Source organism: Pseudoxanthomonas sp. GM95 (assembly GCF_900109775.1).
GTDB lineage: Bacteria > Pseudomonadota > Gammaproteobacteria > Xanthomonadales > Xanthomonadaceae > Pseudoxanthomonas_A.
This window is the reverse complement of the sequence record NZ_FOAX01000001.1, coordinates 916,238-937,465: the sequence shown is the minus strand read 5'-3', so window position 1 is coordinate 937,465 and position 21,228 is coordinate 916,238. Positions and strand designations below refer to the sequence as shown.

The 21,228-nt window shown below is 66.0% G+C and carries 20 protein-coding genes; 10 read left to right on the top strand and 10 right to left on the bottom strand.

What is annotated here, in order from left to right; genetic code table 11:
- Window positions 1–314 precede the first annotated feature (314 nt).
- Window positions 315–524 carry a hypothetical protein gene (locus BMZ17_RS20825; protein WP_139202789.1) on the top strand — a complete coding sequence of 70 codons (210 nt, stop codon included), beginning with the start codon at window positions 315–317 and terminating at the stop codon, window positions 522–524.
- Between the two features lie 36 nt (window positions 525–560).
- Here BMZ17_RS20825 and BMZ17_RS04475 read toward each other — a convergent pair whose 3' ends face one another.
- Window positions 561–1,013 (bottom strand): CopD family protein, encoded by a 453-nt coding sequence (locus tag BMZ17_RS04475; protein WP_093136499.1) that lies wholly within the window; start codon window positions 1,011–1,013, stop codon window positions 561–563.
- Between the two features lie 71 nt (window positions 1,014–1,084).
- On the opposite strand from BMZ17_RS04475, the gene BMZ17_RS04470 reads away from it, so the two are divergent.
- Window positions 1,085–1,678 carry a class I SAM-dependent DNA methyltransferase gene (locus BMZ17_RS04470; RefSeq protein WP_093136497.1) on the top strand — a complete coding sequence of 198 codons (594 nt, stop codon included), beginning with the start codon at window positions 1,085–1,087 and terminating at the stop codon, window positions 1,676–1,678.
- A 104-nt stretch (window positions 1,679–1,782) separates the two neighbouring features.
- The gene (phaZ, locus tag BMZ17_RS04465) at window positions 1,783–3,027 is read left to right on the top strand and encodes a polyhydroxyalkanoate depolymerase (protein WP_093138035.1); all 1,245 of its coding nucleotides are present in this window, start codon (window positions 1,783–1,785) and stop codon (window positions 3,025–3,027) included.
- Window positions 3,028–3,164: 137 nt separating this feature from the next.
- Here phaZ and BMZ17_RS04460 read toward each other — a convergent pair whose 3' ends face one another.
- Complete coding sequence (locus tag BMZ17_RS04460; RefSeq protein WP_093136494.1) at window positions 3,165–4,067, bottom strand: sensor domain-containing protein; 903 nt, start codon at window positions 4,065–4,067, stop codon at window positions 3,165–3,167.
- Entirely contained in the window at window positions 4,064–4,429 is a 366-nt protein-coding gene (locus BMZ17_RS04455) for a PadR family transcriptional regulator (protein WP_093136491.1), read from the bottom strand. Before BMZ17_RS04455 ends, BMZ17_RS04460 begins: the two co-directional genes overlap by 4 nt.
- Window positions 4,430–4,566: 137 nt before the next feature.
- Here BMZ17_RS04455 and BMZ17_RS04450 point away from each other — a divergent pair, with 137 nt between their 5' ends.
- The 5 genes from BMZ17_RS04450 to BMZ17_RS04430 all read left to right on the top strand — a co-directional run bounded on the left by BMZ17_RS04450 (window position 4,567) and on the right by BMZ17_RS04430 (window position 10,148).
- Window positions 4,567–5,607: a magnesium and cobalt transport protein CorA gene (locus BMZ17_RS04450; protein ID WP_093136488.1), complete on the top strand. Its 1,041-nt coding sequence runs from the start codon at window positions 4,567–4,569 to the stop codon at window positions 5,605–5,607.
- A 458-nt stretch (window positions 5,608–6,065) separates the two neighbouring features.
- Window positions 6,066–6,248, top strand: a complete 183-nt coding sequence (locus tag BMZ17_RS04445) for a DUF3311 domain-containing protein (protein ID WP_093136486.1) — start codon at window positions 6,066–6,068, stop codon at window positions 6,246–6,248.
- Window positions 6,248–7,759 (top strand): monocarboxylate uptake permease MctP, encoded by a 1,512-nt coding sequence (locus BMZ17_RS04440; protein WP_093136484.1) that lies wholly within the window; start codon window positions 6,248–6,250, stop codon window positions 7,757–7,759. Before BMZ17_RS04445 ends, BMZ17_RS04440 begins: the two co-directional genes overlap by 1 nt.
- A gap of 409 nt (window positions 7,760–8,168) precedes the next feature.
- Entirely contained in the window at window positions 8,169–8,915 is a 747-nt protein-coding gene (locus BMZ17_RS04435; protein WP_093136482.1) for an ankyrin repeat domain-containing protein, read from the top strand.
- A 30-nt stretch (window positions 8,916–8,945) separates the two neighbouring features.
- On the top strand, window positions 8,946–10,148 hold the full coding sequence (locus BMZ17_RS04430) for a Tle-like phospholipase domain-containing protein (RefSeq protein ID WP_175485524.1): 1,203 nt from the start codon (window positions 8,946–8,948) through the stop codon (window positions 10,146–10,148).
- 41 nt (window positions 10,149–10,189) lie between these two features.
- On the opposite strand, the gene BMZ17_RS04425 is transcribed toward BMZ17_RS04430, so the two are convergent.
- From BMZ17_RS04425 to BMZ17_RS04400, 6 genes are all read right to left on the bottom strand, one after another.
- Window positions 10,190–10,702: an ATP/GTP-binding protein gene (locus BMZ17_RS04425; protein WP_093138034.1), complete on the bottom strand. Its 513-nt coding sequence runs from the start codon at window positions 10,700–10,702 to the stop codon at window positions 10,190–10,192.
- A gap of 31 nt (window positions 10,703–10,733) precedes the next feature.
- Window positions 10,734–11,714: a hypothetical protein gene (locus BMZ17_RS04420; protein ID WP_093136478.1), complete on the bottom strand. Its 981-nt coding sequence runs from the start codon at window positions 11,712–11,714 to the stop codon at window positions 10,734–10,736.
- A 95-nt stretch (window positions 11,715–11,809) separates the two neighbouring features.
- Entirely contained in the window at window positions 11,810–12,172 is a 363-nt protein-coding gene (locus BMZ17_RS04415; protein WP_093136476.1) for a roadblock/LC7 domain-containing protein, read from the bottom strand.
- An 88-nt stretch (window positions 12,173–12,260) separates the two neighbouring features.
- Window positions 12,261–12,698, bottom strand: a complete 438-nt coding sequence (locus BMZ17_RS04410) for a roadblock/LC7 domain-containing protein (RefSeq protein WP_254775182.1) — start codon at window positions 12,696–12,698, stop codon at window positions 12,261–12,263.
- Window positions 12,699–12,993: 295 nt separating this feature from the next.
- Entirely contained in the window at window positions 12,994–15,060 is a 2,067-nt protein-coding gene (locus BMZ17_RS04405) for an alpha/beta hydrolase family protein (RefSeq protein WP_093136474.1), read from the bottom strand.
- Between the two features lie 184 nt (window positions 15,061–15,244).
- Window positions 15,245–17,215 carry an OPT family oligopeptide transporter gene (locus tag BMZ17_RS04400; RefSeq protein ID WP_093136472.1) on the bottom strand — a complete coding sequence of 657 codons (1,971 nt, stop codon included), beginning with the start codon at window positions 17,213–17,215 and terminating at the stop codon, window positions 15,245–15,247.
- A 298-nt stretch (window positions 17,216–17,513) separates the two neighbouring features.
- Here BMZ17_RS04400 and BMZ17_RS04390 point away from each other — a divergent pair, with 298 nt between their 5' ends.
- Window positions 17,514–19,280: a peptide MFS transporter gene (locus BMZ17_RS04390; protein WP_093136468.1), complete on the top strand. Its 1,767-nt coding sequence runs from the start codon at window positions 17,514–17,516 to the stop codon at window positions 19,278–19,280.
- An 80-nt stretch (window positions 19,281–19,360) separates the two neighbouring features.
- On the opposite strand, the gene BMZ17_RS04385 is transcribed toward BMZ17_RS04390, so the two are convergent.
- A complete protein-coding gene (locus tag BMZ17_RS04385; RefSeq protein WP_093136466.1) occupies window positions 19,361–19,918 on the bottom strand; it encodes a single-stranded DNA-binding protein in 558 nt (185 codons plus the stop codon).
- Window positions 19,919–20,107: 189 nt separating this feature from the next.
- Here BMZ17_RS04385 and BMZ17_RS04380 point away from each other — a divergent pair, with 189 nt between their 5' ends.
- Entirely contained in the window at window positions 20,108–21,109 is a 1,002-nt protein-coding gene (locus BMZ17_RS04380) for a polyprenyl synthetase family protein (RefSeq protein ID WP_093136464.1), read from the top strand.
- Window positions 21,110–21,228 lie beyond the last annotated feature (119 nt).

Genomic DNA, 21,228 nt, shown 5'->3' with positions numbered 1-21,228 from the left:
GCTCTGGGCTTCTTCTTTGTTTTAGGGCAGAAGCTTTCGTGCGGCTTCGCCGTCCGCCCTACTTTCTTTGCTTGTGCAAAGAAAGCTAGGCAAAGAAACACACTCCGGGGCGGCACGCCCGCTTCGCGGGTTCGCTACGTGGCGAAGGATTTTTCAAACGGACATCCTGTCCCTTCGAAAAACGCCGCACATCCATGTGCGGCGCCCTGCGGGTCTTAGCCTCGCCCCTTCGCCGTGCCTCACGGAGATCTGAAAGCGAAGCAAGAGCAGCCATCGAGCGTGGTGCCGATTTTGCTTTTGGTGTTGCTCCGCTCTTGATCTTCAGCGCCTTCAAAGCGAGCCGAGCACCGCAGGCGGAAACGGCCGAAGAGGCGCGGGTGTTTGAGCGAAGCGAGTTCCCGCGCCGTGCCGTTTCCGGCGAGGAGCACAGGGCACCGCCGCAACGCGGCGGCGAGTGTCAGGCGCTGGCGGTTTTGGCTACTTTTGCCAAGCACAAAAGTAGCTCGCGCCGCGAAGCGGCGTGAAAGCTCTTGCCCTGCTTCAACAAAGACGAAGCCAAATCAAAACGGCTTCGCCAACACCAAATACACCACTCCCACCAACACAATCACCGGCACCTCGTTGAACCAGCGCAGCGCCTTGCCCGACGGCAGCGAGCGCCCCTTGGCCAAGCCCTTCAACCAGCGCCCGCCCACGATGTAGTGCGCCAGGATCAAGACCACCAATCCCAGCTTGGCGTGCAGCCAGCCGGCGCGGCCGCCGACCATCGTCGGGAAGTCCGGGATGAAGTGGTAGCCCAGCCACAGCACCAGGCCGAAGATCACCGCGAACCCGAACATCACATGGCCGAAGCGGTACAGCCGCCGGCCCATCAGTTCCAGGCGCGCCTGCACGGCGGGCTGGCCTGCGCATTCGGCGATGTTCACCAGGATCCGCGGCAGGTAGAACACCGCCGCCATCCAGGCGATGACGAACAACAGGTGCAGGGTCTTGACCCAGAAATAGGTCTGCATCGATCAACTCCGTGGCGCGGGCGGCTTCGGTAAGGCGATCATTGTCCCCCATCCCTCCACGGCGAAGCATCTTGGACAAGCAATACGACCACGCCTATTTCCAGCGCTGGTATCGCCAGGGCGAGATCGGCGGCCCCGCACGGCTGGCGCGCAAGGTCGCCCTGGCCGTGGCCTGCGCCGAATACTGGCTGGAGCGGCCGGTGCGCACGGTGCTAGACATCGGCTGCGGCGAAGGCGCCTGGCGCGCACCACTGCTGAAGCTTCGCCCGAAACTCCAGTACCTGGGCTTCGACAGCAGCGACTACGCGGTGCGCCGCTACGGCGCGCGCCGCAACCTGCATCACGCGGCATTCGGCGATTTCCAGTGGCTGCGGCCGTGCGCGCCGGTGGACTTGCTGGTGTGTTCGGACGTGCTGCACTACGTGCCCGACGCCGAACTCAAGCGCGGCCTGCAGGGCCTTGGCGAACTATGCGGCGGCGTGGCCTTCCTGGAAGCCTTCGCAAAGGAAGACGAATTCGAAGGCGACCACGAGGGCTTCAGGCCGCGCCCGGCGGCGTGGTATCGCCGACAGCTGGGCAAGGTCGGCTTCAAGCCCGCCGGATCGCACTGCTGGCTAGGGCCGGACCTGGCTGACGAGGCCGCCGCACTGGAAACCTCGGCCTGACGCACCGAAAAAGGGAAAGGAAATGGCGGATTCACGTCAAATCCACCACATTCGGATATGCTGCGCCGCGGCAACCGCCTGATATGTAACGGCTTCTACATATGATGCTTTACCAGTGGCATGAAATGGGCCGCCAATGGATGGCCCCGTGGGTGCATCTGGCCGACGCCAGCTCGCGTGCCTTCTCCGATCCCAACAGCTGGTTGTCCAACCTGCCCGGCGCGCAACGCATCTCGGCCTACAACGAGCTGATGCACCGCCTGGGCAAGGATTACGAAAAGCCCGAGTGGGACATTCCGGAAGTGGAAGCCGCCGGCCATCACGTGCCGGTGATCCAGCAGGACGTCATCGTCAAGCCGTTCTGCCGGCTGCTGCGCTTCAAGCGCTATACCGACGATCCGGCCTACATCGAGAAGCTCAAGGCGCAGCCGACCGTGCTGGTGGTGGCGCCGCTGTCCGGCCACCACGCCACCCTGCTGCGCGACACCGTGCGCACCCTGCTGCGCGACCACAAGGTCTATGTGACGGAGTGGATCGACGCCCGCCTTGTGCCGGCCGATGAAGGCGGCTTCGGGCTGGAGGACTACGTCGCCTACATCCAGGAATTCATCCGCCACATCGGCGCCGACCAGTTGCACGTGATGAGCGTGTGCCAGCCGACCGTGCCGGTGCTGGCCGCGGTGTCGCTGATGGCCGCGGCCGGCGAAACCACGCCGCGCTCGCTGGTGATGATGGGCGGGCCGATCGACGCGCGCGTCAGCCCGACCCAGGTCAACGACCTGGCCACGCAGAACCCGCTGTCGTGGTTCGAGAACAACGTCATCCACACCGTGCCGTCCAATTACGTGGGCCACGGGCGCGCGGTGTATCCGGGCTTTTTGCAGCACGCCGGCTTCATCGCGATGAATCCCAACCGCCACTTCATGTCGCACTGGGATTTCTACGCCGACCTGGTCAAGGGCGACCTAGACGACGCCGACGCGCATCGCCGCTTCTACGACGAATACAACGCGGTGCTGGACATGCCGGCCGAGTTCTACCTGGACACCATCCGGATCGTGTTCCAGGAATTCCTGCTGCCGCGCGGCGAGTGGGATATCGGCGGCGAACGCGTCAATCCCGCTGCGATCAGCCGTACCGCGCTGTTGAGCATCGAAGGCGAACTGGACGATATCGCCGGCCTCGGCCAGACCAAGGCCGCGCACGCGCTGTGCACGGGCATTCCCAAGGCCAAGCGCAAGCACATCACGGTCAAGGGCGCCGGGCATTACGGCATCTTCAGCGGCCGCCGCTGGCGCGATGAGGTGTATCCGGACGTCAAGGCGTTCTTCGCCAAGTACAACGCCTAACTTGATGCTGGTGTGGGAGCCGCTTCAGCGGCGATGAAGCTCTACCGATAGCACCATCGCCGCTGAAGCGGCTCCCACGAGAAGACACAAAAAACCCGCCATCGCTGGCGGGTTTTTCGTTTGCGTCGATGCCGCCTTCAGACCACCGGCGAGCGTACCAGCAGCTGCTTGGCCAGCCAGCCGTGCAGGTGGCCGATGCCGCGGGCCAGGTGCAGGGTGGCGAACAATAGGATCAAGCCAAGCAAGGTCACCAGCGGGATCGCCCAGGCATGGGTGATGGTCACGCTGACCCCGTCGACCCAGATCAGCGAGTCGTCCCAGAAGTACAGCAGCGGCGAGGCCAGCATGGTCAGTGAAGTCGACAGCAGGGCTGTGGCAAGGGTGAAGTACACGACACCCAGCGGCAGCATCAGCAGCAGGTACAGCATCGTGCTCCAGGTGCGGCGGTCGGTGAACATGTCGCCGATGCGCGACAGCCACGGCCGATCGCGATTGGTGTACGGCGGTCGGCGCGGCATGCGCTGGCCCAGCAGTGCTTCGACGATGCGGCCTTCGACCAGCGACAGCACCCGGATCGAGCCGAAGAACAGCACCAGCAGCGGCAGCCCGATAATCAGGATCAGCGTGCCCAGCGAGAGCGACGCGCCGGTCACCACCCAGCTGAAGTAGAACGTGCCGGTGATCAGCGACAGCAGCATGTAGAACAGCGCGCCGTAGGTGCGCGGATCGGCCGCGACACCAAAGAACTTGCCCAGCGAGGAACGTCGCGGCGGCGGCGGCGGCGCGCGCAGTGCACGGGTCACGGTGACCTCGGTCTGGCGATAGATGTCGGCCACCTCTTCCGGCGCGCCGTAGCTGCCGGCGACCGAGGCGATCACTTCGGCCTCCGACTTGCCGACCTGCTCGCCCAGTTCCGAGCGCAGGTATTCCTCGGCGTCGTAGAGGGCGTCCTGGATCATCGCCGGGTCGGCGCCCTTGAGCGCGGCGCGCAGCTGCTCCAGGTATTCGGGGATGGTGGTGGGCAGGCCTTGTGCGTTCATGCGGTGGTCCCCCTCAGGACGAGATCAACAGAGTCTCTGGTGGCACGCCAGGCGGCGGCCCATTGCGCCAGGGTTTCGCGCCCCGGCTCGGTGATGCGGTAGTAGCGCCGGGGCGGCCCGGATGCCGATGGCTCGACATGGCTGTCCAGCAGGCCAGCGCCTTCCAAATTGCGCAGCACCGGGTACAGCGCGCTCTGCTTGCCCGACAGCACGCCTTCGCCCAGCAGCTCCATGCGCTTGGCGATCAGATATCCGTAGAGCGGTTCCTCGGCCTGGGCCAGCACCGCCAGCAGGGCCAGCGACACCGTGCCGGCGCTGAGCTCTTTCTGGAACTTCTTCAGTTGGGTCTCTGTATCGCCCATCGCCGGCCCCTCGCCGCTAGGTTGAAGACGATACTAGTAAGAAGTCAGCTATAGCGGATGTGCCGGTAGTCATGCCTGCTACCTAGCGGGTCGATCCGGGTTGTCGCATTCACCGGCGCGGGCGCACGATGTGCGGCATGAGCCTGCTGCCCGCGGACACCGACGCCGCCCCCGTTCCCCAACCGCCCTCCTCACCCGGCAATCCCGCCTGCGTCATCACCTGCGCCGCCTACGACCAGGCCGGCAAGCGCCATGACCTGACCCTGGACCAGATCAGCGACGTGCTGGCCACCGACGATGGATCCTTCGTCTGGGTGGGCCTGTACGAGCCGCACCGCGACGTGCTGCTGAAGCTGCAGGAAGAGTTCTGCCTGCACGACCTGGCCATCGAGGACGCCAGCAAGGCGCACCAGCGCCCCAAGCTGGAGGCCTACGGCCAGTCGCTGTTCCTGGCCATGCACACGGTGCAGGTCATCGACGAGAAGATCCGCTACGGCGAAACCCAGGCCTTCCTCGGTGCGCGCTACCTGATCACCGTGCGCCACGGCGCCTCGCTGTCGTACACGCCGGCACGGCTGCGGATCGAGCGCGAGCCGGACCTGCTCAAGCTGGGCCCGGCCTACTGCCTGTACACGGTGCTGGACTTCATCGTCGACAACTACATGCCGATCATCGAAGGCGCGCGCGACACGCTGTTCTCGCTGGAGCGCGACATCTTCTCCGAGACCTACAAGGGCGCGATCGTGCGGCGGCTGTACGACCTCAAGCGCGAACTCACCCTGATGCGGGTGGCGGTCGGCCCGTTGCAGGACGTGCTAAACCACCTAGTGCGCACGCAGAGCCCACTGGTGCCAGAGGAAATCCGCCTGTACATGCGCGATGTCCACGACCACGCGCTGCGCGTCAACGATGGCATCGACACCTTGCGCGAAATGCTGGGCACCGCGCTCAGCGTCAACCTCTCGCTGGTCACGCTGGGCCAGGGCGAAACGGTCAAGCGCCTCGGCGCCTGGGCCGCGCTGCTGGCCGCACCAACGTTGATGACCAGCTGGTACGGCATGAACTTCGAAGGCATGCCCGAGCTGCACACGCGCCTGGGCTATCCGGTGCTGATCGGCGCGATGGTGGTGGTGTGCGGCGTGCTGTACGGCCTGTTCAAGCGCGCACGCTGGCTTTAGGACGTGTCGTCAATCCCGCACTGGTCGCGCCGCCTACCAAGAGGCGGCCCTTCCGGGTTGGGCCTACCAGGCTACCATCTCCGCGTCACGCGGCTTGAGCTGGCGGCCAGTCAGCTACAGCGCCACGCAACACGCAGCTGACAGGCTTGCAGGCCCAACGCGACCTATCCGGAATCGATGACACGCCCTAGCGCTTTGGTTGCGTTGGCAGGACCAATCGCGGCTTGATGGCCGGCATCCCCGTGTAATTACGACCAAAGTAGGAGCGTGATCGCGCGCACGCGCATTGACGCTTGTGCGCTGCGGGAGGACCCTTTGCCGCAGGGGAAAACCAGTGCACCACTGCCTGTCCGCAGGCGCACGTGCCAGGCCGTTCCCCGTCTCCCGCACGCGTCGTCGCAGCCTGCACGCGCCGACCGTCGCCGGCCCTCCATCTCGAGTACGAGGATGCCCTCGCGATGAAATACCTCCTGCTGCTTCCCTTCATCGGCCTGCTCTGGGTGCCCTTCTACAACAAGGAGCTCCCGGTGCTGTTCGACCTGCCGTTCTTCTACTGGTACCAGTTCCTCTGGATCCCGTTGACCTCGCTGATCATCTGGCTGGTCTATCGCCACGAATACAAGACCCACGGGGAAGAATGATGGAACAGCCACAGATCCACTGGACGGCGCTGGCCGTCTTCGCGTTCTTCTTCGTGCTGGTCACGGTGATGGGCTTCTGGGCCTCGCGCTGGCAGACCGGCGGCAAGAACAGCGAGCAGCACCTGGACGAATGGGGCCTGGGCGGCCGCAAGTTCGGCACCTGGATTACCTGGTTCCTGGTCGGCGGCGACTTCTACACCGCCTACACCGTGATCGCGGTGCCGGCGCTGGTGTATGCGGTCGGCGCGTACGGCTTCTTCGCTCTGCCCTACACGATCCTGGTCTATCCGATCGTCTTCGTGCTGATGCCCAAGCTGTGGAAGGAAGCGCACAAGCACGGCCATGTCACCGCCGGTGACGTGGTGTGGGGCCGCTACAAGTCGCGTCCGCTGGAGCTGATGGTCGCGTTGACCGGCGTGGTCGCCACCATGCCGTACATCGCGCTGCAGCTGGTGGGCATGGAAGTGGTGATCAAGGCGCTGGGCCTGACCGGCGAAATCCCGCTGGCCGCGGCCTTCATCATCCTGGCGCTGTACACCTACTCGGCCGGCCTGCGCGCGCCGGCGCTGATCGCCTTCGTCAAGGACCTGATGATCTACATCGTGGTGCTGGTGGCGGTGGTGCTGGTGCCGATCAAGCTGGGCGGCTACGACAACGTGTTCACCCTGGCGCGCGAAGCGTATGCAGCCAAGCCCAAGCCACCGGCCAGCGGCGTGATCCTGCAGGGCTCGCAGTTCCTGCCCTACGCCACGCTGGCGCTGGGTTCGGCACTGGCGGCCTTCATGTACCCACACACGCTGACGGGCATCTTCGCGGCCAAGAGCGCCAATACGATCCGCAAGAACGCGATCTTCCTGCCGGCCTACACCGTGCTGCTGGGCCTGATCGCCCTGCTGGGTTACATGGCCTATGCGGCGCAGATCAAGGTGGAAACCAACAACGACGTGGTGCCGGCGCTGTTCAACAGCCTGTTCCCGCAGTGGTTCGTCGGCTTCGCCTTCGCGGCCATCGCCATCGGCGCGCTGGTGCCGGCGGCGGTGATGTCCATCGGCGCCTCCAACCTGTTCACCCGCAACTTCTGGAAGGCCTACGTCAATCCGCAGGTGACGCCGGCCGGTGAAGCCAAGGTGGCCAAGATCGTCTCGCTGCTGGTCAAGGTCGGGGCGCTGGTGGTGATCGTGTTCCTGCCCACCAAGTTCGCGCTGGACCTGCAGCTGCTGGGCGGCGTGTGGATCATCCAGACGCTGCCGTCGATGGCCTTCGGCCTGTGGACCCGCTGGTTCCGGGCACCGGCGCTGCTGACCGGCATGATCACCGGCCTGGCGATCGGCACCTACCTGGCCATCAGCGACGGTGTGAAGCCAGTCCATACGCTGACCTTTGGCGATACCGGCTACACCGTGTACACCGGCCTGCTGGCGCTGGCGATCAACATCGTCGTGGTGCTGGTGGTGCAGGCGATCCACAACCTGGTGAGCAAGCCGCAGCCGCTGCCGGCCTCGGCCGACTGAGTCCAGTCAACACGCGACAACGAAAGGGCGAAGCTTCGGCTTCGCCCTTTTTTATTGGCGCGTGGCGCATGAGGTAGTGGGATGCAGATCCTGAAATCGCGCGTGGACCCGGCGTGGAGCACGCCCGCGCGGCCCCCGAGGGTTGCCGCTGCCATCGACAGGCACTAGGCTCGGGTCACGCGGTTCCCCAAGGAGTGGAGCATGAGCCTGCCGTCCGATCTTCCGATCGTCGACCCCACGACGCCAGCACCGACCAGGATGGCTGAGATGCTCGCGTCACGTTCTTCCACACCTTCCACACGCGCCTGCGATCCACGTGCTGCCATCGCAGCAGCTGCACGGCCACATGCCGCGGGCGCGCGGCTGTCATCGTGCGCCGCGCGCGCGCACTGACCGGACGTTTCTTCCCATGCAACATGCCCCCGTCGCCATCGCCGTTGCCGTCACTCTTTTCCTGACCGGCTGCAGCACCCACGACGCCGGCGCCTATGAGCAACCCGCCATGAAGAGCACCGACATCAAGGCCATCTTTCCCGATCCCTCGCTGGAGAAGATGGCCCGCGCCATCGCCGACGGTGACCGCGCCAGGATCCTCGCCCTCGCCCCGACGACGGATCTCTCCGGCCACGGCGACAAGAACGTGACCTTGCTGGAATGGGCGATCTATAGCCGCAGCACCGAGGCACTGGCCGCGCTTCTGGATGCAGGCGCCGATCCCACAGAACCTGGCATGGACGACGACACCGTCGTGCACATGGCCGCCACGGTCAACGACGCCAAGTACTTGAAGGTTCTAGTCGACCGAAAAGTCCCGATCGATACCCCCAACCCCAGCGGCCGCACACCGTTGTTTGACGCAGTGCTGCACAAGCGGGATGAGCAGGCGTCGATGCTCATCACTGCAGGTGCTGATATCCACCACAGGGATCACATGGGCGACTCGCTGCTTCATGTCGCTGCCATCGGCAACAACAGTGGCGACGTGCTCCGCTTCTTGAAGCTCGGCGTTGACCCGAAATTGCTCAATGCGCAACACGTGACATTCCAGCCTGGATTCTTCATGACGCCAGAAAAAATACTGAACGCAAAAGCGAAGGAAGGCCGAGTCGCTGTTCGCGAATGGCTCAAAGCAAATTCGATCCCAGTCGAAGGCTAAACGCCAACCTCTGCACTCAGGAAGAAAGGAATCTTCATGTCAGAACAAACCAAGACAGGCTTCGCAGACGACATTCGCGGAAATGAGCCCAAGAGTCTGGATCTACAGCTCCCGGCACTGCTACAGGATCTTTACGCGACTGCGAATGAGCGACGCGACGAACCCGCCATCGCCCAAGCGTTACCCGCCGCCTGGTCTCGAATGGATGACGAAGCATTACGCAATGCTGGCATTGAACCGCGCATGCTTCACGACGCGGAAAGCGGCTTTGATGCAGCGCTCTATATAAACGGCGAGGGCCAAGTTGTACTCGCGATGTGTGGCACCGACGAACTCAAGGACTGGGGTTCGAATTTTGGGCAAGGACTGGGAATCCAGACCGCTCAATACGACCGCGCGCTCCAGCTAACTCATAAAGCCCAGGAGGCGTTCGGCGAAAACATGATCTTGACCGGCCATTCTTTGGGTGGCGGTCTCGCCGCAGCGTCTGCGATGGTCTACAACGTGCCGGCAGTGACCTACAACGCCGCGGGCGTCAATGACCGAACGCTGGAACGCGAAGGCCTTGATCCGTCTGCCGCCAAGGACTACGCAAAAGAAGGCCTGATCCGCGCCTACCACGTGGACAACGAGATCCTCACGCATCTGCAGGAAGACAGCTTCCCGCTGAAGTACGCGATGCCCGATGCCGCTGGCCACCAGATCAAGCTGCCCGACCCCGATCCGCTGTCGACGCTCGAACGTCTGGTCCCCGGCAAGATGCTGATGCATCGCCTGGACCTGCACGGCATCGAATCGGTGATGGAATCGCAGAGCCTGCAGCAGCTGCGTACGCAGGCGGATGCGCCTGCGCAACCTGCGCGCGCCGAGGACACGGCCAATACGCTGGTGCGCGACGCGGTCGGCAAGCTAGCGGGGCAACGTGAACAGCTCGGCCTGCAGGACGATGCGAAGTTCCTCAATGCCGCTGCCGGCGTGGCCGCGCATGCCGGCCACGATGGGCTGACCCGGATCGACCATCTGGTGGCCGGCGCTCACGGCAATGTCTTCGCGGTGCAGGGCCGCCTGGATGATCCCTCGCAACAGCGCAGCCAGATCGATGCGACCCTGGCCGCGCAGGTGCCGGCGGAACGCAGCACCGAACAGCTGCGCGAGCAGTCGCGCACGCTGGCCGCGCAGCATCAGGATGTCGAACTCCAGCAGCGACAGGCGCCGCGCCCAGCGATGGCGTAGTCACCAGATGGCGAGCTGCGTGGACCGCAGCTCGCGCGGACTCAGGTTTCCAGCATCAGCGCGCCGGCATGGCGGCACGACAGCAGGGTCTTGACCAGGAAATCGACCTGGATCTGTTCGCGCGCATCAACCTTCATCACCGGCACGCTGAAACCCGATGCGGCCAATGCATCGCGGAACTCCACCAGCTGAAACGCAGGCTCCAGATCCGAGCGCGTCACGCCGACCACGAAGCTGGCATCGGGCGCCAGCGCGGCGAATTCGCGCAGCAGCATGATCGTGGTCTCGTGCCGCTCGGGCTCGCCCGCATTGACCAGCACGATGATGCCGATCGCGCCCTGGCAAACCATCGGCCACATGAAGTCCAGGTAGCGCTGGCCCGGCACGCCGTACAGGTGCAGCAGCTCGCCTTCTTCAAGCTCGACGGTGCCGTAATCCAGCGCAACGGTGGTGGAGCTTTTCTCGCTGGTGGCGTGCTCGCTGAGCGGCATTTCGGTGCTGACCGGATCGCCATCGGCAATGGAGCGGATCGCGGTGGTCTTGCCGGCGCCCATGCTGCCGACGAACACCAGCTTGTTGTAGAAACTATCCACGCTTGAGGCCCATCAGCTTCAGGCCGAAGCGTCGCGCAATGCGCAGGAACGAGCGCGCTTCCGGCTCGGCCATGCGCCGGCCGCGACGGCCGATGGTGTCTTCGCGTTCGGCCTGCACCTGGCATAGGCCACTCAAGCGCACGGCGGTCATGATCCGGCGCACGGTCGGTAGCGGTGCGCCTGTGGCGGTGGCCAGTGCGGTGGGCTGCCAGGCACGGACGCGCAGCTGCGCCAGCACCGGCAGCCAGGTCGCGGGAGTGTTGCCGATATCCAGATCCGGCCACGAAGCCAGGCCGGTGTCCGGCAAGGCAATCACCGGCAGCTCGATCGCCTCGCGCGCGGCCAGCCTCCACCACAGCATCTCGATGGGATAACTCAGGGTCACGTCGGGCTGGTAGACCTGCAGCCACTGCGCGTCGGACAGCGGACTGGACTGCCAGCGCTGGTCCTGTGCCTTGTCCAGCAGCTCGTCCAGCGGCATGCGGCGCAGCATGTGTAGGCGGCCATCGAGCGGATCAACCACCACGCGCAGCAGGCCCAGCTCCATCAGCATGCGTACGGGCGCCTCGCCGTGGGCGTCGGCATCCAGGCGCAGCCGGTCGATCAGGCGCATCGAGCGCGGCACCGCACCCGGCTGGCTGGCACGCCGTGCGGCCAGGCCGGCCTTGAGCGCATCGGCGATTTGTCGCACCGAGGCGGTCGGCAGCAGTTCGCCGCTGTCCGGCTCGCCGCTGGCTTCACGCGAGAACGTCAGCACCGCCATGCGTGCGGCCCAAGCGGTACGGATGGCCGAACCGCCTTCGGAGGAAGACGCATCGGCCACCAGCAGGTCCGCGTTGCCACCGGACCACGGCACCACCGTGATCTCCAGCAGATCGGCCATCAGCAACGAACACGCAACCTTGAGCCGGGTCGCCGGCAGCAGGTCCAGTCCGGCCGTGGCCACGACCAGTCGTTGCGGACGCGATTGCATGACAGTGCCTTTGAATGAGGGGAGTGAAACCGGCGCGCGGATCACCGCGCGCCGGGACAAGCATCAGTACGTGCGGTCCGGGGACCGCGGATGCATCAACCGAACTGCAGGGTCTTCTCGAACGCCTTCACTTCGTGGCGGGCCATCGCCAGGTTGGCGCGCGAACGGTCCAGGGCCACGTACAGGAACAGCGCGCTGTTGGTTTCCAGCGGGCGGATCAGGTGGTACTGCTTGCCCAGGGTGATCAGGATGTCCTCGATGGTGTCTTCGAGGTTGAGCTGGGCGGCGACGCGACGCTTGGCACGCACCACTTCGGTGTTGCCGGCCGCGGCCACTTCCAGGTCGATGTTGCCACCGCCGCCGACCAGGCCCAGGGCCATGCCGCTTTCGCTGTCGACCAGCGCCGCACCGACAAAGCCGGCGATGTTCTTCAGTTCATCAAGATTGAGGCTTGCCATTGTTTAGCTTCCATACGTTGGTTGAGAAACCCGGAGATCCGGGAAAGAGCGAAGGCGCAACCGCGACGCGGCCACGTCCCCATTGGATTCAGGTGAGGCGGGCGCGGATCCGGGTGGCGCATTCGCGCGCGCCGTACAGCAGCACCGCCAGGTTGGTCTCGGGCGTGCCGACTGCGGCCAGCGTCATCGGCCGGCCCAGGTCCAGGCGGATCAGGACCATGTTGCCCTGCTTGGTGCAGATGGTCGCGTAGTCGGCCGAGGACATGCCCAGCTCGCGCGCGACGGTCTCGCCCAGGGTGAGGAAGGAGTTGGTCATCGCGGCCAGGCGGCGCGGATCGGTGCCCTGCATGGACCAGTCGGCGACGGCCCGGCCGTCGGCGGTGGAGAGCAACAGCATGTTGATGCCCGGCGTGCGCTCGCAGGCGTTGCGGAACTCGTCCAGCATCACCTCGCGGCCGGCGGCGATATCCTCGCGCCCCGCGTCGCCCATGGCGTTGATGACCTTCTCGCGCGTTCCTGGTTCCACAACATCGTCCTTATCAGCTCTACCGCGTGGAGGAAGCAGGCATCATGCCAACTGGCCTGCCCGCGAAAAGTGCGCCACAGCGTGCTTTGCGCCTCCCAGCCTAGTGAATGAACAGGCCGGATGTGTCACGGAACGTCACTTTCATTACATGACGTGCCTCACATAAATACTGCTGGCACGCGTCACGCTCCCGCCGATGTCGCAGCCGCAACGCAAGAGGCCACCAAGCGGTGGCCTCCACGAAAGCAGATCCCCGCGACAGCCGTGGGACAGGGCCACGGCCTCGCGGTACCGATCAATCGCCGATGTGCTGCTTGAGCCAGGCGTTGACCGTGTCGTGCCACAGGATCGAGTTCTGCGGCTTGAGCACCCAGTGGTTTTCGTCCGGGAAGTACAGGAACTTGGACTCCACGCCCAGGCTCTGCGCCGCAGTGAACGCCGCCAGGCCCTGCTCGACCGGGATGCGGAAATCCTGCTGGCCGTGGATGACCAGGATCGGCTTCTTCCAGTCCTTGACGTGGTTGACCGGGTTGAACTGCTCGAACTTCTCCGGGTTGGCCCACGGCGTACCGCCGTTCTCCCACTCGGAGAACCACAGCTCTTCGGTGCTGTAGCCCATCATGCGGTTGTCGAACACGCCGTCGTGGTCGACCAGGCACTTCCACGGCTGGTTCCAGTTACCGGCGATCCAGTAGGTCATGTAGCCGCCGTAGCTGGCGCCCAGCGCGCAGGCCTTGTCGCCGTTGAGGAAGGAATACTGCTGCTGCGCCGCGGCCCAGCCCTTCTGCAGGTCTTCCAGCGGGCGGTCGCCCCAGTGCTGACTGATCGCATCGGTGAAGGCCTGGCCGTAACCAGTCGAACCGTGGAAATCGATCATCACCACCGCATAGCCCTGGCCCGCATAGGTCTGCGGATTCCAGCGATAGCTCCAGCCGTTACCGAAGCTGCCCTGCGGGCCGCCGTGGATCAGGAACGCGACCGGATATTTTTTGCCTTCCTGATAGTTGTACGGCTTGACCACGTAGCCGTGCACGGTCTCGTCGTTCCAGCCCTTGAACGAGAACTGCTCGAAGTCGCCGAACTTCACCTCCGTCAACGACTCCTGCGCGCTGGGCGTAATCGCGCGCGGCGACTGGCCATCGACCTGCGCCACGAAGATCTGGTCGCCGCTCTTGATCGAGTTGCGGGTGAAGGCCAGGGTCGGGCCGGCCAGGCTCGGGGAGCCCACGCTGCCCTCGCCCACCAGCTTGGTCACCGCGCCGCTGGCGATGTCCACGCGGAACAGCGGGTGCTCGCCCATGTCATCGGCGCTGGTGTAGATCGCCTTGCCGTCGTCGGACAGCACGATCTCGCCGGCCGAGCGGTCCCAGTCCTTGGCGATCTCGCTGACCTTGCCGCTGGCCACGTTCATCGCCATCAGGCCGAAGCGATCGGCCTCGAAGCCCGGGCGCTTCATCGCGCGGTAGTACAGGGTCTTGCCGTCGGCGCTGAACACCGGGCCGGCGTCCCAGGCCTTGTTGGCCACGGTCAGGTTCTTGGGCGCGGCGCGGCCGGCGGCATCGAGCTTGTACAGGTCGAAGTTGGTCGACCACGGCTCCTTGTTGCCCGCCACGCGGATGCTGGCCACGACCGACTTGCCATCGGGCGACCAGTTGAAGTCGTCATTGCCGCCGAAGGGCTTGGACGGCGCATCGCCGGCGATCGTCGCGCTGATCGCCGAGGCACCAACCACCGGCTTGGCACCGGCCGCCGGCAGCGAAGCGACGAACAAGGTGTTGCGGCGGCCGTCGTTCCAGGTATCCCAGTGGCGCACGAACAGGCCGTCGAACACCTTGCCCGTGGCCTGCGTCTTCTCGGCCGCGTCCAGCTTCTGCTTGGTGCAAGCCAGGTCCGAACCACAGTCCTGGTAGACGCCGGCGCTGAAGACGATGCGCTCGCCCTTGGGCGAGAGCTTGAAGCTGTCCACGTCCACGGCGAAGTCGGTGACCTGCTGCGGCTGCCCCCCGCTGGCCGGCATCGCATAGAGCTGCTGGCTGCCGGACTTGGCGCTGAGGAAGTACAGCGTCTGCCCGTCGGGCGAGAACACCGGCGAGTTGACGTTCCAGCCTTCGGGCGTGATCTGCTTGGGCGGCGCCAGGTCGCGCGTGCGCAGGTCGCGCAGGTACAGCGCGGTACTCGCCTTGGTCACCTCGGCGTTCATCACGCGCTTGGCGAACACCAGCCGCGCGCCATCGGGCGAGAGCGTCGGCGAGGAATAGCGGTCCAGCTTGACCATGTCGTGCACGTCGAAGCCGCGCTCGGCAGCGGCGGCCGGCAGCGCGGCGATCAGGGCAAGAGACAACAGGGCGGGACGAAGCGTCATTGGCGCGGACTCCAAAACCACGAAAAGTGGCCGATGGTAGGCCGCCGCACCCTGCCGGTGCAAAGGCGCAACGTCATGCGCTGACAGCGCTTGTAAAGCGCGGCGGCGTTTTGTGCGCGAGCCTGGCGGGGCAAAAAGAAAGGCGGCCATCGGCCGCCTTTCCCCTGTGCAGCAAGGCCTGCGCTTACGCGGCCTGCTCGCCCTTCCTGCCGGTGCGATACAGCAGCCAGCCGACCACGGCCAGGATCGCAAGACCGATCCACTGGTTGAGCTGGAACAGCGCCGGCAGCGCCAGCACGTCGGCGCGCGCCGAGACCACGATCGGGATGGCAATGGCGATGCCCATCAGCGCCTCGCCGGTGATCAGGCCAGCGGAGAACAGCACGCCGGGGCGATGCGCACGGTCACGCGCGTCCTCGTCGTCGGCGCGCACCTTGTGGAAGCGCTCGACCAGGTGCGCGATCAGGCCACCGAGGAAGATCGGCACCATCAGCTCCAGCGGCAGGTAGATGCCGATGGCCGCGGCCAGCACCGGCACGCGGAAGCGCTTGCCGGTCTTCTTCAGCCACTCGTCGATGGCGATGACGATCGCGCCAACCACCGCGCCCAGCGCGATGAAGGTCCACGGCAGCTCGCCGCCAAACAGCCCGCGTGCAACCGAGGCCATCAGGTTGGCCTGCGGCGCAGCCAGCGCGTTGGGGTGTTCCGGCGTCGGCGCGCCGATGCCGTAGGCCTGCGACAGCAGGCTCAGCACCGGCGCCATGATCAGCGCGCAGGAGAACGCGCCGATGCCGATCATCAGCTGCTGCTTCCACGGCGTGGCGCCGATCAGGTAACCGGCCTTGAGGTCCTGCAGGTTGTCACCACCGACCGCCGCCGCGCAGCACACCACCGCGCCGATCATGATCGCCGCCACCGCACCCAGGGGCGCACCGCCGACGCCGACCGGGGTCAGGCCGCTCTTGCCCAGCAGCACCGCCAGCACCACGGAAGCGAACAGGATGGTGGAGATGGTGATGCCCGAGACCGGGTTGTTGGACGAGCCGATCAGGCCGGCCAGGTAGCCGGACACCGACACGAACAGGAACCCGACCACGATCATGATGATCACCATCGGAATCGACACGTGCCACTGGCCGACGATGGCCTGGTACAGGCCCAGCAGCGGCAGGGTGAACACCACCAGCGCCACCAGCATCCACTTCATCGGCAGGTCGCGCTCGGTCTCGGCCACCACGGTATTGCCGGCGCTGTTGCGCGCGGCGGCAAAGCCGCTCTTGATGCCGCCCAGTAGCGACTTGCGCAGCGAGAACAGCGTCCAGATGCCGCCGATCAGCATCGCGCCCACGCCCAGGTAGCGAATCTTCGCGCTCCAGATGGCGTAGGCCGCGTCGGCCGCGCTGGCGCCGAAGATCTTGGCGGCCAGCGCCGGGTCGGTGTCGGTGAAGAACGCCTGGTACAGCGGGATGGCGATGTGCCAGGACAGGATCGAGCCGGACACCACCACGATGCCCACGTTCAGGCCGACGATGTAGCCCACGCCCAGCAGCGCCGGCGACAGGTTGGTGCCCAGGAAGGCGGTGATCTTGGCGCTGCCCAGGTAGGCCGACTGGGTCCAGGTGTCCGGGATGATGCGCAGGCCGCTGGCCGCGGCCAGCTTCACCACCGCGCCGATGGCGCCGGAGACGGCGAGGATCTTCAGGCCCGGGCCGGGGTTGTCGCCGGCCTTGAGCACTTCGGCCGCGGCCTTGCCCTCGGGGAAGGGCAGCGGGTCTTCGACGATCATCGAGCGCCGCAGCGGCACCGAGAACAGTACGCCCAGCAGGCCGCCCAGGCCGGCGATGCCCAGCACCCACCAGTACTTGAAGTCCGGCCAGTAGCCCATGATCACCAGCGCGGGGATGGTGAAGATCACGCCGGCGGCGATCGATCCGCCGGCCGAGGCGCCGGTCTGGACGATGTTGTTCTCCAGCATGGAGCCGCCGCCGAACAGGCGCAGCACGCCCATCGAGACGACCGCCGCCGGGATCGCCGTGGCGATGGTCAGGCCGGCGAACAGGCCCAGGTAGGCGTTGGCCGCCGACAGCACCACAGCCAGGACGATGGCCAGGACGACGGCGCGGAAGGTGAGCTGGCGCGGTGGGTTGGATGACATGCAAGGTCCCCGAAAGGCAAAAAATCCGCGCCACGCTATCGCCTGCCCCCGGCCGCGTCCAGTGACGCCGCGGCAGGAAAGGCCGCGCGGCGTACCGGTCGAGGCGCGTGGCCATGCCGCCGTCGAGATGCCGCCGATGCTGATCGTCTGCGCGCAGGTGGTGGCGCTGTACGCACCGACCCGCGCGTTCGGCCGGCCAAAGGCCCGCCGCGGCGACCCGGCCTGGCTGCGTGACTTCTGACCGTAGGCGCCCGCGGGGGCGCACCTATACTCGCGGTTTGCTCGCCCGGCCCTGTCGATGCCCGCCACCGCTGTTGCTTCGCGCCCCGCGTCCGATGACTTCCTCGGCCATCCCAAGGGCGTCTACGTCTGCTTCTTCACCGAGATGTGGGAGCGCTTTTCGTTCTACGGGATGAAGGCGCTGCTGCTGCTCTACCTCACCAAGTACCACCTGTTCGGAGACGACGCCGGCTACGACCTGCTGGGGGCGTACGGCGGGCTGGTGTACTGCATCCCGGTGATCGGCGGCCTGCTGGCCGACCGCTGGCTGGGCATGCGCAAGGCGGTCATTTTCGGCGGCATCCTGCTGGTGGCCGGCCACGTGGGCATGGCGTTCGAAGGCCACATTGCCACCAGCACCGGCGGCCAGATCGTGCGCGACGAAGGCTCGCTGCGCATCACCTACCTGTCGCTGGCGCTGATCATCATGGGCGTGGGTTTCCTCAAGCCCAACATTTCCACCATCGTCGGCAAGCTCTACGCCGACGACGATCCGCGCCGCGACTCGGGCTTCTCGCTGTTCTACGCCGGCATCAACCTGGGCTCACTGTTCGCCTCGCTGGTGTGCGGCTACCTGGGCGAAGCCTACGGCTGGCGCTACGGCTTCGGCGCCGCCGGCATCGGCATGCTGGCCGGGCTGGCGATGTTCCTGTGGGGCCAGAAATACCTGCACGGCCACGCCGAGCCGTCCAATCCCGCCTCCCTGAAGGAACGCATCGCCGGCCTGCCACGCGAATGGCTGATCTATGCGCTGGCCATCGTCGGCGTGCTGCCGATTGCCTGGCTGATGTGGGCCACGGCCAATGGCGCATTCGCGCTGGGCGGCGAAGTGACGCTCGCCCAGCTGCTGATGCTGGTGGTGCTGGCCGGCGTGCTGCTGTGGTTCTGCTGGTTCCTGCTGACACAGTGCTCGCCGGAGCAGCGCCGCCAGATGCTGGCGCTGATGGCGCTGATCTTCATGGCGCTGGTGTTCTTCACCCTGTACGAGCAGACCTACGGCTCGTGGGTGACCTTCAACGACCGCCTGCTGACCAAGGACATCGTGCCGGCGCTGGTGATCCGCGACGGCACGCCGCTGCCGTGGTCGATCGTCTCGCTGCTGCTGGCGCCGCTGGCGTTCGTGGTCTCGGCTTCCTTATCCGACCGGCATCCGCAGTCGAAGGCGCCGCGCACGGTGTTCGCCGCAGCTACAGCGGTGATCGTGGTGCTGCTGGTGCGCGACTGCCTGGTGCTGCCGCAGACCGCGGGCTCGCTCACCTACCTCGGCGCGCTGTTCCTGGTACTGCTGGCGCCGATCTTCGCCGCGCTCTGGGGCTGGCTGGACCGGCGCGGGCTGGACCCGTCCAAACCGGTCAAGTCCGCGTGGGGCCTGTTGCTGGCCGGCGCGTCCTTCATCCCGCTGGCGCTGGCCGCGCAGCACGTCGGCAGCACCGGGCAGATGGCCAGCGTGTGGTGGCTGGTGGCGGCGTATTTCGTGCTGGAACTGGGCGAGATGTGCCTCTCGCCCGTCGGCCTGTCGGCGGTCACCCAGCTGGCGGTGGCGCGCGTGGTCAGCCTGATGATGGGCACCTGGTTCCTGGCCACCGCGTTCTCGGAAATGCTGGCCGCGATGTTCGGCAAGCTGGCCTCGATCGAAGTCCCCGAAGGCCAGGCAATGAACGTGGTCGAGGCCTCGGCCAAGTACGCGCATCTGTTCTGGCTGATGACCTGGATCGGCCTGGGCTGCGGCATCATCGCCCTGCTCGCCGCGCCGCTGCTGAAGTGGATGATGCGGCCGCATCGGTAAGCGCGGCAGCGCGATCATCGCAATAAAAAAGCCCCGCATCTGCGGGGCTTTTTTATCTCGCTGACGCAACAGCCGTTCGATCAGAACGGGATGTCGTCGTCGGCGAAATCGTCCATCGGCGCCGGCTGCTGGGCCGGGGCCTGGCGACGCGGGGCCTGCTGCTGGCCGCCGCCATAACCACCACCGCCGCCACCGTAGTTGTCGCCACCGCCGCGCTGGCCACCGCCACCGCCGCCGTATTCCTGGCGCGGCGCGGACTGGCGCTGCGGACGATCGCCGCCGCCCATGCCACCGCCGCCTTCACCGCGGCCGCCGAGCATCTGCATCTCGTTGGCGACGATATCGGTGGTGTACTTCTCCACGCCGTCCTGACCGGTGTACTTGTCGTAGCGCAGTTCGCCTTCGACGTAGACCTGCGAGCCCTTGCGCAGGTATTCGCCGGCGATCTCACCGAGCTTGCCGAAGAACACCACGCGGTGCCATTCGGTGCGCTCCTGCTTGTTGCCTTCCTTGTCGTTGCGCACGCTGGTGGTCGCCAGGCTGATGCGCGTGACGGCCATGCCGCCCTGCGTGTACTTGGTGTCCGGGTCGTTGCCCAGGTTGCCCACCAGGATGACCTTGTTGATGCCGCGTGCCATATGAGGTTCCGTCGTGTTTGCGCCGCCGCCACAAGCCGGGCGGACGCGGGATTTGGTGTAAGCGACATTGGATTATAGCCGCCCCGTCCCGTCCATCGGACGATGCCTTCCCCGCGTGTCAGGCAATGCCGACCGGAACCGGCGCCCATCCACCTATAATTGCGATTCTTCCTGAACAGCCCAGAGCGCATGTCCGCCGTCCAGCTTCCCCGCCCCGCCCTGGCGCTGCCGCAGATCCAGTCCTTCGCCGCCCCGGACATGGCGGCCATCGACGCCCTCATCCGTCGCCGCCTGGCCTCGGACGTGGTCCTGATCAACCAGATCGCCGACCACATCATTTCCGCCGGCGGCAAGCGCCTGCGGCCGATGCTGGTCGCCCTGGCCGGCCGCGCCTGCGGCGTGGACGCCACCGCCGAGCACCACCAGCTGGCGGCGATCATCGAGTTCATCCACACCTCGACCCTGTTGCACGACGACGTGGTGGACGAATCGGACCTGCGCCGTGGCCGCAGCACCGCCAACGCGCTGTGGGGCAACGCGCCCAGCGTGCTGGTCGGCGACTTCCTGTATTCGCGCAGCTTCCAGCTGATGGTGGAACTGGACCGCATGCAGGTCATGCGCATCCTGGCCGACACCACCAACCGCATCGCCGAGGGCGAAGTGCTGCAGCTGCTGCACGTCCACAACCCGGACACCGACGAAGCCGCGTATTTGCGCGTGATCGAGCGCAAGACCGCGGTGCTGTTCGCCGCCGGCACCCAGCTCGGCGCACTGGCCTCGGGCGTGGATGAGGCCACCCAGCAGCGCCTGTACGACTACGGCATGCAGCTGGGCTACGCGTTCCAGATCGCCGACGACGTGCTGGACTACACCGCCGATGCGGCTGACCTGGGCAAGAACCTCGGCGACGACCTGGCCGAAGGCAAGGCGACGCTGCCGCTGATCCATGCCATCGCCCATTCCGACGCGGCCACCCAGGCGCGCCTGCGCCAGATCGTGCGCGACGGCGACACCGATGCCATGCCCGAGGTGCTGGCCGCGATCCACGCCACCGGCGGCATCGCCTACAGCCAACGCCGCGCCACCGAGTACGCGCTGGCGGCCGAAGCCGCGCTGGAAGGCCTGCCGGAGAACGAGGCCGTCGCCGCGCTGCGCGGGCTGGCCCGCTATGCGGTCGAACGACAGCACTGATCTGGCGTTACGGGGAAAGCCTCACCGCTGCTGAAGCAGCGCACGCAGCTTTCAGTCGCATCCATGTAGGAGCCGCTCTACGTGGCCTCGGGCCATCAGCGGCGATGGCTATCTCACAG

Excerpts from the sequence above, each read along its gene's own strand:
- BMZ17_RS04475 (WP_093136499.1), bottom strand. The coding sequence starts at position 1,013 with ATGCAGACCTATTTCTGGGTCAAGACCCTGCACCTGTTGTTCGTCATC.
- phaZ (WP_093138035.1), top strand. The coding sequence starts at position 1,783 with ATGCTTTACCAGTGGCATGAAATGGGCCGCCAATGGATGGCCCCGTGG.
- BMZ17_RS04460 (WP_093136494.1), bottom strand. The coding sequence starts at position 4,067 with ATGAACGCACAAGGCCTGCCCACCACCATCCCCGAATACCTGGAGCAG.
- BMZ17_RS04455 (WP_093136491.1), bottom strand. The coding sequence starts at position 4,429 with ATGGGCGATACAGAGACCCAACTGAAGAAGTTCCAGAAAGAGCTCAGC.
- BMZ17_RS04450 (WP_093136488.1), top strand. The coding sequence starts at position 4,567 with ATGAGCCTGCTGCCCGCGGACACCGACGCCGCCCCCGTTCCCCAACCG.
- BMZ17_RS04445 (WP_093136486.1), top strand. The coding sequence starts at position 6,066 with ATGAAATACCTCCTGCTGCTTCCCTTCATCGGCCTGCTCTGGGTGCCC.
- BMZ17_RS04440 (WP_093136484.1), top strand. The coding sequence starts at position 6,248 with ATGGAACAGCCACAGATCCACTGGACGGCGCTGGCCGTCTTCGCGTTC.
- BMZ17_RS04435 (WP_093136482.1), top strand. The coding sequence starts at position 8,169 with ATGCAACATGCCCCCGTCGCCATCGCCGTTGCCGTCACTCTTTTCCTG.
- BMZ17_RS04425 (WP_093138034.1), bottom strand. The coding sequence starts at position 10,702 with ATGGGCGCCGGCAAGACCACCGCGATCCGCTCCATTGCCGATGGCGAT.
- BMZ17_RS04420 (WP_093136478.1), bottom strand. The coding sequence starts at position 11,714 with ATGCAATCGCGTCCGCAACGACTGGTCGTGGCCACGGCCGGACTGGAC.
- BMZ17_RS04415 (WP_093136476.1), bottom strand. The coding sequence starts at position 12,172 with ATGGCAAGCCTCAATCTTGATGAACTGAAGAACATCGCCGGCTTTGTC.
- BMZ17_RS04405 (WP_093136474.1), bottom strand. The coding sequence starts at position 15,060 with ATGACGCTTCGTCCCGCCCTGTTGTCTCTTGCCCTGATCGCCGCGCTG.
- BMZ17_RS04400 (WP_093136472.1), bottom strand. The coding sequence starts at position 17,215 with ATGTCATCCAACCCACCGCGCCAGCTCACCTTCCGCGCCGTCGTCCTG.
- BMZ17_RS04390 (WP_093136468.1), top strand. The coding sequence starts at position 17,514 with ATGCCCGCCACCGCTGTTGCTTCGCGCCCCGCGTCCGATGACTTCCTC.
- BMZ17_RS04385 (WP_093136466.1), bottom strand. The coding sequence starts at position 19,918 with ATGGCACGCGGCATCAACAAGGTCATCCTGGTGGGCAACCTGGGCAAC.
- BMZ17_RS04380 (WP_093136464.1), top strand. The coding sequence starts at position 20,108 with ATGTCCGCCGTCCAGCTTCCCCGCCCCGCCCTGGCGCTGCCGCAGATC.